Source organism: Pantoea leporis (genome assembly GCF_028048155.1).
GTDB lineage: Bacteria > Pseudomonadota > Gammaproteobacteria > Enterobacterales > Enterobacteriaceae > Pantoea > Pantoea leporis.
In genome coordinates, this window is sequence record NZ_JALMEU010000007.1 from 96,206 (window position 1) to 109,995 (window position 13,790).

General features: G+C 56.4%; 14 protein-coding genes. 6 read left to right on the plus strand and 8 right to left on the minus strand.

The window, feature by feature from the left end; all coding sequences use genetic code 11:
* Positions 1–353: 353 nt before the first annotated feature.
* From acs to actP, 3 genes are all read left to right on the plus strand, one after another.
* Positions 354–2,309, plus strand: a complete 1,956-nt coding sequence (gene acs, locus MWH02_RS17170; protein WP_271461117.1) for an acetate--CoA ligase — start codon at positions 354–356, stop codon at positions 2,307–2,309.
* Positions 2,310–2,455: 146 nt separating this feature from the next.
* Positions 2,456–2,782 (plus strand): DUF485 domain-containing protein, encoded by a 327-nt coding sequence (locus MWH02_RS17175; RefSeq protein ID WP_008109989.1) that lies wholly within the window; start codon positions 2,456–2,458, stop codon positions 2,780–2,782.
* Complete coding sequence (actP, locus tag MWH02_RS17180; protein ID WP_271461118.1) at positions 2,779–4,431, plus strand: cation/acetate symporter ActP; 1,653 nt, start codon at positions 2,779–2,781, stop codon at positions 4,429–4,431. Before MWH02_RS17175 ends, actP begins: the two co-directional genes overlap by 4 nt.
* Before the next feature lie 174 nt (positions 4,432–4,605).
* Here the strand turns inward: actP and MWH02_RS17185 are convergent, their stop codons facing one another.
* From MWH02_RS17185 to MWH02_RS17200, 4 genes are all read right to left on the minus strand, one after another.
* Positions 4,606–5,151 (minus strand): YfaZ family outer membrane protein, encoded by a 546-nt coding sequence (locus MWH02_RS17185; protein WP_008109987.1) that lies wholly within the window; start codon positions 5,149–5,151, stop codon positions 4,606–4,608.
* Between the two features lie 138 nt (positions 5,152–5,289).
* A complete protein-coding gene (locus MWH02_RS17190) occupies positions 5,290–5,832 on the minus strand; it encodes a YfaZ family outer membrane protein (protein ID WP_271461119.1) in 543 nt (180 codons plus the stop codon).
* Between the two features lie 84 nt (positions 5,833–5,916).
* Entirely contained in the window at positions 5,917–6,612 is a 696-nt protein-coding gene (locus tag MWH02_RS17195; protein ID WP_101763044.1) for an LrgB family protein, read from the minus strand.
* The gene (locus MWH02_RS17200; protein ID WP_008109984.1) at positions 6,605–7,027 is read right to left on the minus strand and encodes a CidA/LrgA family protein; all 423 of its coding nucleotides are present in this window, start codon (positions 7,025–7,027) and stop codon (positions 6,605–6,607) included. Before MWH02_RS17200 ends, MWH02_RS17195 begins: the two co-directional genes overlap by 8 nt.
* Positions 7,028–7,131: 104 nt before the next feature.
* On the opposite strand from MWH02_RS17200, the gene MWH02_RS17205 reads away from it, so the two are divergent.
* Positions 7,132–8,034: a LysR family transcriptional regulator gene (locus tag MWH02_RS17205; protein ID WP_110868163.1), complete on the plus strand. Its 903-nt coding sequence runs from the start codon at positions 7,132–7,134 to the stop codon at positions 8,032–8,034.
* A gap of 71 nt (positions 8,035–8,105) precedes the next feature.
* Here MWH02_RS17205 and MWH02_RS17210 read toward each other — a convergent pair whose 3' ends face one another.
* The 4 genes from MWH02_RS17210 to soxR form a co-directional block, all read right to left on the minus strand.
* A complete protein-coding gene (locus tag MWH02_RS17210; protein ID WP_271461120.1) occupies positions 8,106–9,755 on the minus strand; it encodes a Na+/H+ antiporter in 1,650 nt (549 codons plus the stop codon).
* 139 nt (positions 9,756–9,894) lie between these two features.
* Entirely contained in the window at positions 9,895–11,244 is a 1,350-nt protein-coding gene (locus MWH02_RS17215; RefSeq protein WP_101763048.1) for an NCS2 family permease, read from the minus strand.
* Positions 11,245–11,503: 259 nt separating this feature from the next.
* Positions 11,504–12,169: a glutathione S-transferase family protein gene (locus tag MWH02_RS17220; RefSeq protein WP_217550054.1), complete on the minus strand. Its 666-nt coding sequence runs from the start codon at positions 12,167–12,169 to the stop codon at positions 11,504–11,506.
* Between the two features lie 43 nt (positions 12,170–12,212).
* The gene (soxR, locus tag MWH02_RS17225; protein WP_101763050.1) at positions 12,213–12,689 is read right to left on the minus strand and encodes a redox-sensitive transcriptional activator SoxR; all 477 of its coding nucleotides are present in this window, start codon (positions 12,687–12,689) and stop codon (positions 12,213–12,215) included.
* Positions 12,690–12,787: 98 nt separating this feature from the next.
* Between soxR and soxS the strand changes: the two genes are divergently transcribed.
* Entirely contained in the window at positions 12,788–13,219 is a 432-nt protein-coding gene (soxS, locus tag MWH02_RS17230; protein ID WP_271461121.1) for a superoxide response transcriptional regulator SoxS, read from the plus strand.
* Positions 13,220–13,472: 253 nt separating this feature from the next.
* Positions 13,473–13,754 carry a YjcB family protein gene (locus MWH02_RS17235; RefSeq protein WP_008109973.1) on the plus strand — a complete coding sequence of 94 codons (282 nt, stop codon included), beginning with the start codon at positions 13,473–13,475 and terminating at the stop codon, positions 13,752–13,754.
* The last annotated feature ends 36 nt before the right edge of the window (positions 13,755–13,790 follow it).

Sequence of the window (13,790 nt, forward strand, 5' to 3'; positions counted from 1 at the left end):
GCGCGATAGCGCAAATCTTATTCAGGTTAGTAGCATAAAATGCTGACGAAGGTTAACGGCCATAACTCGCTGTTATGAAAAGTGTTAATTCGATAAGTTTCAGCATAGCTATGCAATATTGCGCAAAAAGCGGTCCGGCGCGTTTGCTGATTATTTGCACAGCAGAGGCAGCGATCTTGTAGGCTTAAGGCAAAAGATCGCCCTGCTGGCGCGGCGTTTTTGCCCGCCGTTCGCTGGGGATTTGGCAGTGATAAAAGGTCGTGATCCAGACTACAAAACAGAAACAAAGCCCTCTGGTGGTCTTCAATTAACCATTGATTGACATATGATTAACATCTTCAAGGAGGTCAGCCATGAGCCAAATACACAAGCATCCCGTACCCGCAGCCATCGCAGCGAATGCTCTCATTAATGCCGATCAGTATGCGGCGCTGTATCAACAATCGGTTGACGATCCCGACACCTTTTGGGGTGAGCAAGGCAAAATCCTCGACTGGATTAAGCCTTACAGCAAAGTGAAAAATACCTCCTTTGCCCCCGGCAATATTTCGATTCGCTGGTATGAAGATGGCGCACTGAACCTCGCCGCGAACTGCCTCGATCGCCATCTTGCCACGCGTGGCGACCATCCCGCCATCATCTGGGAAGGCGACGACGCCAGCGAAAGCAAAACCATTACCTTCCGCGAACTGCATGCGGACGTCTGCCGCTTTGCCAATGTGCTCGACAGCCTGGGCGTGAAGAAAGGCGACGTGGTGGCGATCTACATGCCGATGGTGCCTGAAGCCGCCGTTGCGATGCTGGCCTGTGCGCGCATTGGCGCGGTGCACTCGGTGATTTTCGGTGGCTTCTCACCGGAAGCGGTCGCCGGACGCGTGGTCGATTCCAACGCCAAACTGATCATCACCGCCGATGAAGGCGTACGCGCCGGACGCAGCATTCCGCTGAAGAAAAACGTTGATGATGCCCTGAACAATCCAAACGTCACCACGGTGAAAAATGTGGTGGTGTTTAAGCGCACCGGTAAAGATACCGGCTGGCGTGAAGGCCGCGATCTGTGGTGGCACGATCTGGTGGCGAAGGCCAGCGATCAGCATGAACCGGTCGCCGTCGATGCCGAACATCCGCTGTTTATCCTGTATACCTCCGGTTCCACCGGCAAGCCGAAAGGCGTGCTGCACACCACCGGCGGTTATCTGGTGTATGCCGCCAGCACCTTTAAGTATGTGTTTGATTATCATCCTGATGATGTTTACTGGTGTACCGCCGACGTCGGCTGGATCACCGGCCACAGCTATCTGATTTACGGCCCGCTGGCGTGCGGCGCGACCACGCTGATGTTTGAAGGCGTGCCGAACTGGCCAAAACCAAGCCGCATGGCGGAAGTGGTGGATAAACATAAGGTGACGCTGCTGTATACCGCGCCAACCGCGATTCGCGCGCTGATGGCCGAAGGCGATAAAGCGATTGAAGGCACCGACCGCAGTAGCCTGCGCATCATGGGTTCGGTGGGTGAACCGATCAACCCGGAAGCCTGGGAGTGGTATTACAAGAAGATTGGCGACAGCCGTTGCCCGATCGTCGATACCTGGTGGCAAACCGAAACCGGCGGCTTCATGATCACGCCGCTGCCGGGCGCGACCGAACTGAAAGCCGGTTCCGCCACTAAACCGTTCTTCGGTGTGCAGCCAGCGCTGGTGGATAACGAAGGCAATCCGCTCGAGGGTGCCACCGAAGGAAACCTGGTGATTGTCGATTCCTGGCCAGGCCAGGCGCGTACGCTGTATGGCGATCACGATCGTTTCGAACAGACCTACTTCTCCACCTTCAAAAATCGCTACTTCAGCGGTGACGGCGCGCGTCGTGATGAAGAGGGTTATTACTGGATCACCGGCCGCGTCGATGACGTGCTGAACGTCTCCGGCCACCGTCTCGGCACCGCCGAGATTGAATCGGCGCTGGTGTCGCATCCGAAGATTGCCGAAGCGGCGGTGGTGGGCATTCCGCACAGCATCAAAGGCCAGGCAATCTATGCGTATATCACGCTTAACCACGGCGAAGAGCCGTCGCCAGAGCTGTATACCGAAGTGCGTAACTGGGTGCGTAAAGAGATTGGCCCGATTGCCACGCCGGATGTGCTGCACTGGACCGACTCGCTGCCAAAAACCCGCTCCGGCAAGATTATGCGTCGCATTCTGCGCAAAATCGCTACGGGCGATACCAGCAATCTCGGCGATACCTCTACGCTGGCCGATCCGGGCGTGGTAGAGAAATTGCTGGAGGAGAAACAGTCCATCACCATGCCGTAACCGGCTTCTGTTGTAGGGGCGACCATTTGGCCGCCCTTATATGCCACGTATTTCTGAGTTCGCACAACTTATAAAACTAGAATATTCAGCCAGTTAAATCACTTTATCGTGAGATATCTGTCTGCCTTGCCTCTGGAGAAAATGTGATGAACGAAACCCCTGAACAGGAAGCAGTCTGGCAACAAGTCGAGAATAATCCGCGCTTTCATGAACTGGTGCACAAGCGCCAGGCGTTTGCGCTGCTGCTCAGCGTGATCATGCTGGTGCTCTATATCGGCTTTATTCTGCTGATCGCTTTTGCGCCCGCCTGGCTCGGTACGCCGCTGCACGCGGGCACTAACGTTACGCGCGGCATTCCGATTGGTGTCGGTTTAATTGTGATGTCATTCGTGCTGACGGGCGTCTACGTGTGGCGCGCCAACGGCGAGTTTGATCGTCTGACTAAACAGATCCTGAGCGAGGTGAAATCATGAAGCGCCTGCTTTCGGTATTTTTAGCCATCGTGCCCGCCAGCGTGTTTGCCGCCGATGCCATTACCGGCGCGGTGCAACGGCAAGCCACCAACTATGAAGCCATCATCATGTTCGTGGTGTTTGTCGCGGCGACGCTCGGCATTACCTATTGGGCCTCGAAACGCACCCGCTCGCGCAGCGATTACTACACTGCAGGCGGCAATATCACCGGTTTCCAGAATGGCCTCGCCATCGCCGGTGACTTTATGTCCGCCGCCTCTTTCCTCGGTATTTCTGCGCTGGTTTACACCTCAGGTTACGACGGGCTGATCTACTCGCTCGGCTTCCTCGTCGGCTGGCCGATGATCCTGTTTTTGATTGCCGAACGTCTGCGTAACCTTGGGCGCTACACCTTCGCCGATGTCGCCTCCTATCGCCTCGCGCAGAAACCGATTCGCACGCTGTCAGCCTGCGGCTCGCTGGTGGTGGTGGCGCTGTATCTGATCGCGCAGATGGTGGGTGCGGGTAAGCTGATCCAGCTGCTGTTCGGCCTTGATTACCATATCGCGGTAGTGATGGTCGGGATTCTGATGGTGCTGTACGTGCTGTTCGGCGGCATGCTGGCGACCACCTGGGTGCAGATCATCAAAGCGGTGCTGCTGCTGTTTGGGGCCAGCTTTATGGCGATTATGGTGATGAAAGCCACCGGCTTCAGCTTCAACACGCTGTTCACCGAAGCGATGGCGGTGCACCCGAAAGGCGCGGCGATTATGCAGCCGGGCGGGCTGGTGAAAGATCCCATCTCGGCGTTGTCATTGGGTCTCGGCTTGATGTTCGGTACCGCCGGTTTGCCGCATATTCTGATGCGCTTCTTCACCGTGGCCGATGCGCGTGAAGCACGTAAAAGCGTGTTCTGGGCCACCGGCTTTATGGGCTACTTCTACTTCCTGACCTTTATTATCGGCTTCGGCGCGATTTTGCTGGTGGGATCGAATCCAGCCTTTAAAGACGCCAGCGGCGCGCTGCTCGGCGGCACCAACATGGCAGCGGTGCATCTGGCGAACGCGGTCGGCGGCAGCCTGTTCCTCGGCTTTATCTCGGCCGTGGCCTTCGCCACCATTCTGGCGGTGGTGGCAGGTCTGACGCTGGCGGGGGCTTCGGCAGTTTCACACGATCTCTATGCCAGCGTGATCCGTGAAGGTAAAGCGACGGAACGCGATGAACTGCGCATCTCGAAGATCACCGTGCTGGTGTTAGGTTTGGTGGCGATTGCGCTGGGGATTCTGTTTGAGAAACAGAACATTGCCTTTATGGTCGGTTTGGCGTTCTCGATTGCTGCCAGCTGTAACTTCCCGATTATTCTGCTGTCGATGTACTGGTCAAAACTGACCACGCGCGGCGCGATGGTGGGCGGTTGGCTGGGACTCGTTACTGCGGTACTGCTGATGATCCTTGGCCCAACGATTTGGGTGCAGGTGCTCGGGCATGAGAAACCGATCTATCCGTATGAGTATCCGGCGCTGTTCTCAATGCTGGCGGCATTTATCGGTATCTGGCTGTTCTCAATTACCGACCATTCTGCTCGCGGTGCCCAGGAACGTGCCCGCTTCCGTGGGCAGTTTATTCGCTCACAGACGGGGATTGGGATTTCGCAGGGGAAATCGCATTAAGTCCGTGCTGGCTTTCCCTCACCCTAACCCTCTCCCATAAATGGGAGAGGGAACCGATCGAGCTCGTTTTTCTCCCTCTCCCGCTTGCGGGAGAAGGCCGGGATGAGGGACAGACCGCACCCAAACAAAAATGGCGACCCATTGGGCCGCCATTTTTCATTCTAATTTAAACAATTAGAAACGCAGTGATGCGCCAACATACGGGCCATCGACCAGTACGTTATCTTTGCGGCTGCCTTTGTTGTTCAGCTCAATATACTGATAACCCACACGCAGGTTCAGCAGCGAAATCGGCGTGAAGCTCAGGCCGCCTGAGGCTTCCTGGTAGCTATCCAGACGATCGGAGAACGCTTCTGGCGCATAGTAATATTCGCCGTACAGGCCCCACATGCTGTTGAAGCTGTATTGCGCTGCGCCACCGACTGCCACGGTGAAGCCATCACGACCATCTTCCGGATGGGTGAACAGCGCTTTCGCAGTAGGCGCAATGCGGAAATCACCCACGTCGATGTTATAGCCGAGGCCCGCACCGTAGGTGCTGCCATCGTGATCGCTGCGCAGCCAGTTGCCTTTCAGGAACAGGCCCGGTGAAGTGGTGCCGAGGCCAAGGTTCAGGTTGGTGCTATGCTCACCCACGTCAACACTGCCCTCAATTGCCTGTGCGCCGCTGCTCAGCAGTGCCAGACCCAAAACGCTTCCAGTAACAAGTTGCTTTAACATGTGATTCCACTCCATGAAGGACAAATAATTCGGCGGCAAGGGTACCAGCCTGGCGACGAGAGACAACATTATTTGGAAAGCTTTACGTAAAAATGGATTACGGCGGGGAAAAAAGTGGCCCTAAAGCCACTTTTCAGATTAGAAGCGCCAGGCTGCGCCGATAAAAAGACCATCAATCGCACGATGGGTTTTATATTCGTGCAAGCCACTGCCGAGATAGCGGTAACCGGAACTCAGCGTTAACCAGTGGGCCGGTTGGTAGTAAACTCCGGCCTCAAACTGATGCAGATGATCCAGCTTATAGGTGCTGAAGTTAGGCGCCATGCTGAAATCGAGATAGAGCCAGGTATGGCGCGCTTGTGGCAGTGGAGCCATCGCGCGTATACCCGCGTTAACGCCGTAGCTGGACGTTTTATCGTGGTTCAATTCAGCCCAGAACAAACCGACGCGCGGCACAATGCGCATTGCGCCTATAGCCACGCCGTAACCCAGATTGGCGTCCAGCAATTCTGACTGATGTTTGGCATTCACGTATTCCACGCCATATTGCAGGCCTGGCGCGGTTTTTTGGCTGTTGATGGCGGCCGCAAAGAAATCACTGCCCCCCTTTACGCCGATTTCCTGAGCAGTTACCCCAGCGGAGGCCAACAGGAGCCCCATTGCAAAATACTGACTTTTCATTTTTCGCTTCCTTATCGTTTAAGCGGGCAAACAATAAGCAAAGCGATCGGGCTGCTGTATGAGCAATGACTCAAAACCAGCGGATTACGATACCCACAGTAAGTGGCTTAACAGCGGCGCGAGAATGACGGTGACGACGCCAGACAGCATCATCACCAGGCTCGACACCACGCCTTCCTGCTGGCCGAGTTGATACGCGCGCGCGGTGCCTGCGCCATGTGATGCAGCACCAAAACCGGCGCCTTTAGCCACGCCCTGCTTGATGGCAAGACGCAGAAACAGCACGTCGCCCACCGCCATACCAAACACACCGGTGATCACCACAAACAGCGCCACCAGATCCGGCTGGCCGCCGATCGGCTGCGCGGCTGCCAGCGCAAACGGCGTGGTGATTGAGCGTACCGCCAGGCTACGCTGAATGGTTTCCGGTAACGTCAGCCAGCGCGCCAGCCACACCGAACTGCATACTGCCACCAGCGTGGCCGTCAGCACGCCCACGCTCAGCGACAGCCAGTGACGCTTGATGATCTCAAGGTTCTCATACACCGGCACGGCAAATGCCAGCGTCGCCGGGCCAAGCAGCCAAATCAGCCAGTGGCTTTCAGCGATGTAATTTTTCCAGCTGACGTGAGTGAGCAGCAACAGCGCCACCAGCACCAGCGGCGTCAATACCAGCGGCATCAACAGCAGCGTGCGCCAGCGGCGATAAAGAATTTTGTTGAGGTAGTAGACCAGCAGCGTGAACGCCAGACACAGCAGACTAATCAGCAGATCATTCATGATGCGCCTGCTTGCGTGCGGCGCGCGCCAGTTCGAAGCGATATAAACGATCAACCACCAGTGACGTCGAAGCCAGCACCAGCAAGGTACTGACGCCGATCACCACGCAGATGCGCCAGCCTTCACTGCGCAGCAAATCGCTGTAGTTCACTACCGCCACTACCGCTGGAATAAAGAACAGCAACATTTCTGCCAGCAGCCAGTTGGCGCCAGCTTTCACCCAGCGCAGCGGCACGATGCGAGTCATTATCAACACCAGCAGCAGCACCATGCCCACTACGTTGGCGGGCAGCGGCAGATGCAGCCAGCTCACCAGCCTGTCGCTGAAAATAAACAAACCGACATACAGCACCAGCTGCAGCGGAACAAACGTACGTTGCAGGAGATCCGTTCTGCGCGGACTTAATGCCATCATTGCTTGTTACCTGGATGAAGAATTGAGGTGCCCAGTATAAATCCGCCGCAAACTGTGAAAGAAATGAATTAAAATTATTCAAACTATGCCAAAAAGGAATGTTTATGGATGTACGCGCCCTGCGCTACTTCACTGAGGTGGTGCGCCAGCAGAGCTTCACCCGCGCCGCTGAGAAGCTGTTCGTGACGCAGCCGACCATCAGCAAAATGCTGCGTCAGTTGGAAGAGGAGCTCGGCTGCACCTTACTGCTGCGCGAGGGCCGCAAACTGCATCTAACGGATAGCGGTCAGGCGGTTTACCAACGCGGACTGGTGATTCTGCAAGAGTTCCACCAGCTTGAAGCGCAGTTGGGCGATATCAACCAGCTGAAAACCGGCGAGCTGCGGCTGGGTATTCCGCCGATGGTCGGCATGCAGATGGCCGGATCGATCTCCGCCTTTCGCCGCCGTTATCCCGGCGTACAGCTGAAAATATCCGAGTTCGGCGGACTGACGGCGCAGCAAGCGGTGCTGAGTGGCGCGCTGGATATCGCCCTCACCGCGCTGCCGATCGAATCCGAACTGCCGCTCAATACGCTGGAGCTGATGCACCATCCGCTGTGCGTGCTGCTGCCGCGCAGTGAACAATGGCGCGATCACCGTAAAGTCGGTTTGGCAGAGTTAGCCGAACATCCGCTGCTGATCCTCAATGAAGAGTTCGCCTTGAATCGCCAGATTCGTAAAGCGTTTCAACGCCAGAACCTGACGCCAACTATTGCGCTGCGCAGCGCGCAGTGGGATTTTCTCGCCGCGATGGTGCAGGCGGGCATGGGACTGGCGATTCTGCCGGAGCCCATTTGTCAGCGGCTGGATAAGCAGTCGCTGCTGTGGCTGCCACTGGAATCGGAGCTGCAGTGGAGTTTGGGGTTGATTTGGCGGGAAGGCAGTTATCTGTCGCGCAGCGCCGAGGCGTGGATTGAATGTTGCCGTGAACACTGGCCGGATAGTGCGCCGCGGCTGTCGGTGTAAAAACAACCGCAGCACATTAGCGTAGCGGCGCAATGTTTTGCGCCGCTACCGATGAACAATATGGCTTACTGCTATTCCTCTTTCTCAATCAGCAACGCTTCCAGCAGATCAAGATCGTGCAGCAGTTTCTGCATTGTCTCGTTGGAGATCTCCTGCGTGGCGCGCAGATGATAGACCTCGGCGCGCTCGGCGCGCAGCGCATTGAGGCGGAAACGACGCTCGAGATTTTCGGCAAATTGCGCCTGCTCGATATCGTTTTTCCCCTCCGCACGACGACGCAGGTTACCAATCACGCGCAGGCTGACCTCTTTCAGCAGCTCAGGATCGATGTTCTCTTCGGTGTCGCTCTCAAGACGCTGCTCCATTTTATGCAGGCTCTCAATCGCCACACCCGCCATCGCGGCACGCGCAAACTGAATCTCACGACGATGGCCGACCTTATCGATGCTTTCCACGTCGCGCAGCAGAATCGGCAGCAGCACCACGCCAACCAGCAGCGACACCAGAATCACGCCGGTAGCGATGAAAACCAACTCATAGCGCGCCGGGAACGGATCGCCGTTGCTCAGGAACAGCGGAATCGACAGCACACCGGCCAAGGTAATGGCACCGCGCACGCCGGCAAAAGAAGCAATCAGCAATTCACGCAGTGAGTAATTGGTAAACTCCAGCGGCTTCTTCTTCAGCAGACGTATGCTGGTGCGCTTCATGATCCACAACCAACCGAAACGCACCACCATCAGCGCGGCGTACACCAACAGAACGTCGGTAAACAGCATCCACAGTTCCACGTTAGGATCGGCTTGCGCCTGCGCAATCGAGGTGGAAAGGATGTCGGGCAGCTGCAGGCCGAGCATCAGGAACACCATGCCGTTGAACACGAACTCCAGCATCTGCCACACGCTGTTCGCGCGCAGACGCATCGCCAGCGGTGCCTGGCGGATAATGCCGGAACGCGTAATGGTCATACCGGCGGCGACGGCGGCGAGAATGCCCGACACGCCAAGGTGTTCCGCAATCAGGTACGAGGCGAACGGTAACAGCAGCAGCAGCACGGTCTGTGTTGCCGGGTCATCCCCGCTCCAGCGGCTCAGCAGACGCAGCGAGCGGCCATACAGCCAGCATATCGCCACACCAGCGACCAAACCGCCGACCGCCACTTTGAGAAACTCAACGCTGGCGCCGCCCCACGTAAACACCATGGTGCCCATCGCCACCGCGACGGCAAACTTCAGCGATACCAGGCCCGACGCGTCGTTCATCAGGGCTTCGCCCTGCACAATCGACATAATTTTTTTCGGGATGCGTCCTTCACCGACAATGCCGGACAGCGCCACGGCATCGGTTGGCGAAAGCACCGCCGCCAGCGCGAAGGCGGGAATCAGCGGAATCCCTGGCACCAGCCAGTAGATCAGGTAGCCAATCCCGACCACCGTGATCAGCACCAGAACCAGCGCCAGCCCCATGATTTCGCGACCGTGATGCAGGAACTCGTTTATCGGCGTTTTCCAGCCATCCGCAAACAGCAGCGGCGGAATGAACAGCACGAGGAACAGTTCCGGATCAAAATCGACATGCAGGCCGAAGACGGGAAATGCGAGCAGTGCACCGGCGGCAATTTGCACCAGCGGCAGGGGAATTTGAAACGGCAGAATACGTGCCGCCACGCTGGAGAGTGAAACCACCAGCGTCATGATGAGAATAGTAAAGAAGATTTCCATGCTTTCCTTAGGCGAATCAATTTCATTAAAGCGATGTTGTTGCGTGGGAAAGTGTAAAACAAAACGCCGCACAGCGGAGCAACCCGATGTGCGGCGTGATGCAGAAAGCGAATAATCCTGGAATTATTCAACTTTCAGATCAGATGGCCCAGCCACCGGCATAGAACGCGACCAGCGCGACAGCAATCACCACGGTGCCCACGTTCAGCTTGCGCCACTCACCGGCAAACAGGCGTCCAATCACCAGTGAAGCGAAGCCGAGCATGATGCCGGTGACGATGTTGCAGGTCAGCACGATGAACACGGCGGTCAGCAAGCCGGACATCGCATCAACGAAATCGTTGAAGTCGATTTTTGCCACGTTACTCAGCATCAGCAAGCCAACGTACATCAGCGCCGGCGCGGTCGCGTAAGCCGGAACCAGATAGGCCAGCGGCGACATGAACAGGATCACCAGGAACAGCAAACCCACCACAATCGCCGTCAGACCGGTTTTACCACCCGCCGCCGTGCCCGCCGCCGATTCGATATAGACCGCAGCTGGCGAAGCGCCGACCAAGCCGGCAAACAGGCTGCTGACGGAATCGGTGGTTAACGCACGACCGCCGTTGATGATCTGCCCCTCTTTATCCAGCAGATTGGCCTGCCCCGCGACCGCGCGGATGGTACCGGTGGCATCAAAGACGGCGGTCATCACCAGCGCCAGCACGCTTGGCAACACCACCGGTTGCAGCGCACCCATGATATCGAGGCTAAACATCGCTGATTGCCCGTTAGCATCCTTCAGGCTCGGCATGGCAAACAGACCTTGATAGGTCACCGCCGGATCGAAAATCAGGCCGAGAATCGAGATGGCGATGATGGTCAGCAGAATGCCGCCCGGCACGCGGCGTTTTTCCAGACCAAAAATCGCCGCCAGTCCCACCAGCGACATGATCACCGGGAACGAAGCGAATTGACCCAACGCCACCGGCAAGCCCGGAGCCGGATTTTTCACCACTAAACCAATACCGTCAGCGGCGATCAGCAGCAGGAACAAGCCGATACCTACGCCGGTGCCATGCGCCACGCCCATTGGTAGGTTGCGCAGAATCCATGCGCGGATGCCGGTGACCGAAATCAGCGTGAACAGCAAGCCCATCAGGAACACCGCACCAAGCGCCACCGGCACGCTAATGTGCTGGCCGAGCACCAGGCTGAACGCGGTGAAGGCGGTCAGCGAGATGGCGCAACCAATCGCCATCGGCAGATTGGCCCACAAACCCATGATGATCGATCCAAAACTGGCGACCAGACAGGTAGCGACGAACACCGCCGTTGGCGAGAAGCCCGCTTTGCCCAGCATGCCGGGCACCACGATGACGGAGTACACCATCGCCAGAAACGTTGTCAGACCCGCCAATACTTCCTGACGCACGCTGCTGCCGCGTGCAGAGATATTGAACCAGGCGTCCAGTTTTCCACTGGCCGGGCGCGATTCGCCAGACATAATTCTTCCTCAATTTTTTTGTGATGTGAGTCGCCGCGCGGCGCACGTTTGCCGTTCCCTGATGGCGGTTTTTCATGATGAAAATCCAGGCAAACGTTTACGTCGCCGCGTATTCCAGGCCGTAAAGGGGGACACGGAAAAAAGGCAAACGATTATCTGGCGTTTGCCCTGGGGTTTTCAACTCTTAATCACGGGCATGACAGGATAAATCCAGGCAACTCACCCCTCAGGGCCACCAATTATGGCGGCCTGGCTGAACTCAGCGGCTTAATTCAATCGCGCCGCCCTGCTGAATCGCCCGCTGCCAGGCCGCGCGCTGCTGCATGGTTTCCAGCCAGCGGGCGGTGGCGGGCGTATCGCTCAGGGAACCACGCAGTTGCAGCGCCAGCAGCGGGAAGCTCATCTGCACATCGGCGATGCTAAAACGTGAACCGGCAAAAAACGCATGCTGCGTGAGATGCTCTTCAATTACGCGGCCGTGCAGAGCCAGCTGCTTGTTCAGCCAGGCTTTCTGGATCCCTTTGCTCAGGGCGATGCCGGCCGGGCGCAGCAGCCACGGCACCGGCTTTTTGCCAAACTGCGCAAACACCAGTTTCATTACCAGCAATGGCATCAGCGAACCTTCAGCGTAATGCAGCCAGTAACGCGCCTGAATCTGCTCATCTTCATGACTCAACGTCAGCTGATGCTCGCTGTCGTACTTCAGTTGCAGGTATTCGAGAATTGCGCCTGACTCGGCAATCACGCGATTGCCGTCGGTAATCACCGGGGATTTGCCCAGCGGATGCACTTTCTTTAAGGAATCGGGTGCCAGCAGGCTGTTTTCACGCTGATAGCGTTTGATTTGGTAAGGCACCGCAAGCTCTTCCAGAAGCCATAACACGCGATGCGAGCGGGAATTTTCCAGATGGTGAACGGTGATCATACGGTTTCCTTGCCGGTAAAAGTGTTCCGCCAAGTATAGTCGATCAGCGTTTTTGCTCGTCCTGTTCCGGATCGAGTAACACCGCGCCCGAACCTTGCTCGCCCAACCGGTCACCGGGATTGCGCAGCGGGCAATCGCGCATCGATAAACAGCCGCAGCCAATGCAGCCATCAAGATCGTTACGCAAGCGCGTGAGGGTTTCGATGCGTTTATCCAGCTCCTCGCGCCAGTGCTGCGTCAGCGCGTCCCACTCTTGTGTCGACATCCGTTTATTAGCCGGCACATGCGTCAGGCTGTCGCTCACCGTCGCCAGCGGAATGCCAATGCGTTGTGCAATTTTGATGATGGCAACGCGACGCAGCACGTCACGGCTGTAGCGACGTTGGTTGCCGCCGTTGCGCGAGCTACAGATCAATCCTTTGGTCTCATAGAAGTGCAGCGCAGACACCGCCACGCCGCTGCGCTTCGCCACTTCGCCCGGCGTCAAAACCGGCTTCGGGTAATTGCGTTCTTTTTTCATTTAGGGCCTTTACCTCAAGTTAACTTGAGGAATTATACTCGCACACCAGCAAAACTTCGAATTTCTTACCAGGCAAAAAACATCAGAAGGATGAGGCTATGATGCAACAGGAAATCATTCATTCGCTGTCCAACTGGATCGATCAGAATCTGGATAAAGCGCTGTCAATTGATGAAGTCGCGGCAAAATCAGGTTACTCAAAATGGCATCTGCAGCGTATGTTCCGTGCCGTCACGAAACAAACGCTGGGTGGCTATATTCGCGAACGTCGTCTGACCCTGGCCGCTGAAGCGCTGCGTCAAACCCAGCGTCCGGTGTTCGATATCGCGATGCAATACGGTTATGACTCGCAGCAGACGTTCTCGCGCGTGTTCCGCCGTCAGTTCTCACAAACGCCAACCGCTTATCGTCATACCATGCGTCGCCAGGCGATAATTCAGCGTCCGCGTTTGCTCAGTTTTGACTGTGCAGACAACAACATGACCAGTTTTGCCCAGCGTACCACCGGCGAGTGCTGCCCGGTTAGCTAACCCTCTCTGCGCGCCCCTTGCGGGCGCACCTCGCTTTTCCTGCCTGTTTTTTCCTCAGTTCGATAAAAATATTTCTACCTGACCCGGTATAAATTTTGTTCAAAATTTAAAATCGAGTGATATAATGTGAGCCAAGTCACACTTTCCTATCTTCAGTAAGACGGCCAGAAGGACTTCCCTGACCTTCCTTCTTAGCCGCCAGTGATGTCGATTGAATGTCGGGGATATCACTGATTCTAAGAGGTTTTTGCAGATGGCCACCCTAACCACCAGTTTGATTGTAATGCGCTGGGAACTCCTGAGTGCGGTAATGATGTTTTTCGCCAGCACCATGAAAATTCGACTGCGTCAGAACAGTCATCACGTGATGGCGCTGCTGTGCGGTGGCATCGGCGTTGGCATGTCCTGCTGGTTTGTGACCGGCCTGCTCGGTATCACGCTGAGCATGGAGAATCTGCATAACTTTATGGAAATCTCCAAAAACGCCTTTATCGAAGTGATGAGCCAGACGCCAACCGATTGGCCAATGCCTTAATCGCCGCCAATAAAAAACCCCGCCGAAGCGGGGTTT

Coding starts and splice junctions, on each gene's coding strand:
- acs (WP_271461117.1), top strand. CDS start 354: ATGAGCCAAATACACAAGCATCCCGTACCCGCAGCCATCGCAGCGAAT.
- MWH02_RS17175 (WP_008109989.1), top strand. CDS start 2,456: ATGAACGAAACCCCTGAACAGGAAGCAGTCTGGCAACAAGTCGAGAAT.
- actP (WP_271461118.1), top strand. CDS start 2,779: ATGAAGCGCCTGCTTTCGGTATTTTTAGCCATCGTGCCCGCCAGCGTG.
- MWH02_RS17185 (WP_008109987.1), bottom strand. CDS start 5,151: ATGTTAAAGCAACTTGTTACTGGAAGCGTTTTGGGTCTGGCACTGCTG.
- MWH02_RS17190 (WP_271461119.1), bottom strand. CDS start 5,832: ATGAAAAGTCAGTATTTTGCAATGGGGCTCCTGTTGGCCTCCGCTGGG.
- MWH02_RS17195 (WP_101763044.1), bottom strand. CDS start 6,612: ATGAATGATCTGCTGATTAGTCTGCTGTGTCTGGCGTTCACGCTGCTG.
- MWH02_RS17200 (WP_008109984.1), bottom strand. CDS start 7,027: ATGATGGCATTAAGTCCGCGCAGAACGGATCTCCTGCAACGTACGTTT.
- MWH02_RS17205 (WP_110868163.1), top strand. CDS start 7,132: ATGGATGTACGCGCCCTGCGCTACTTCACTGAGGTGGTGCGCCAGCAG.
- MWH02_RS17210 (WP_271461120.1), bottom strand. CDS start 9,755: ATGGAAATCTTCTTTACTATTCTCATCATGACGCTGGTGGTTTCACTC.
- MWH02_RS17215 (WP_101763048.1), bottom strand. CDS start 11,244: ATGTCTGGCGAATCGCGCCCGGCCAGTGGAAAACTGGACGCCTGGTTC.
- MWH02_RS17220 (WP_217550054.1), bottom strand. CDS start 12,169: ATGATCACCGTTCACCATCTGGAAAATTCCCGCTCGCATCGCGTGTTA.
- soxR (WP_101763050.1), bottom strand. CDS start 12,689: ATGAAAAAAGAACGCAATTACCCGAAGCCGGTTTTGACGCCGGGCGAA.
- soxS (WP_271461121.1), top strand. CDS start 12,788: ATGATGCAACAGGAAATCATTCATTCGCTGTCCAACTGGATCGATCAG.
- MWH02_RS17235 (WP_008109973.1), top strand. CDS start 13,473: ATGGCCACCCTAACCACCAGTTTGATTGTAATGCGCTGGGAACTCCTG.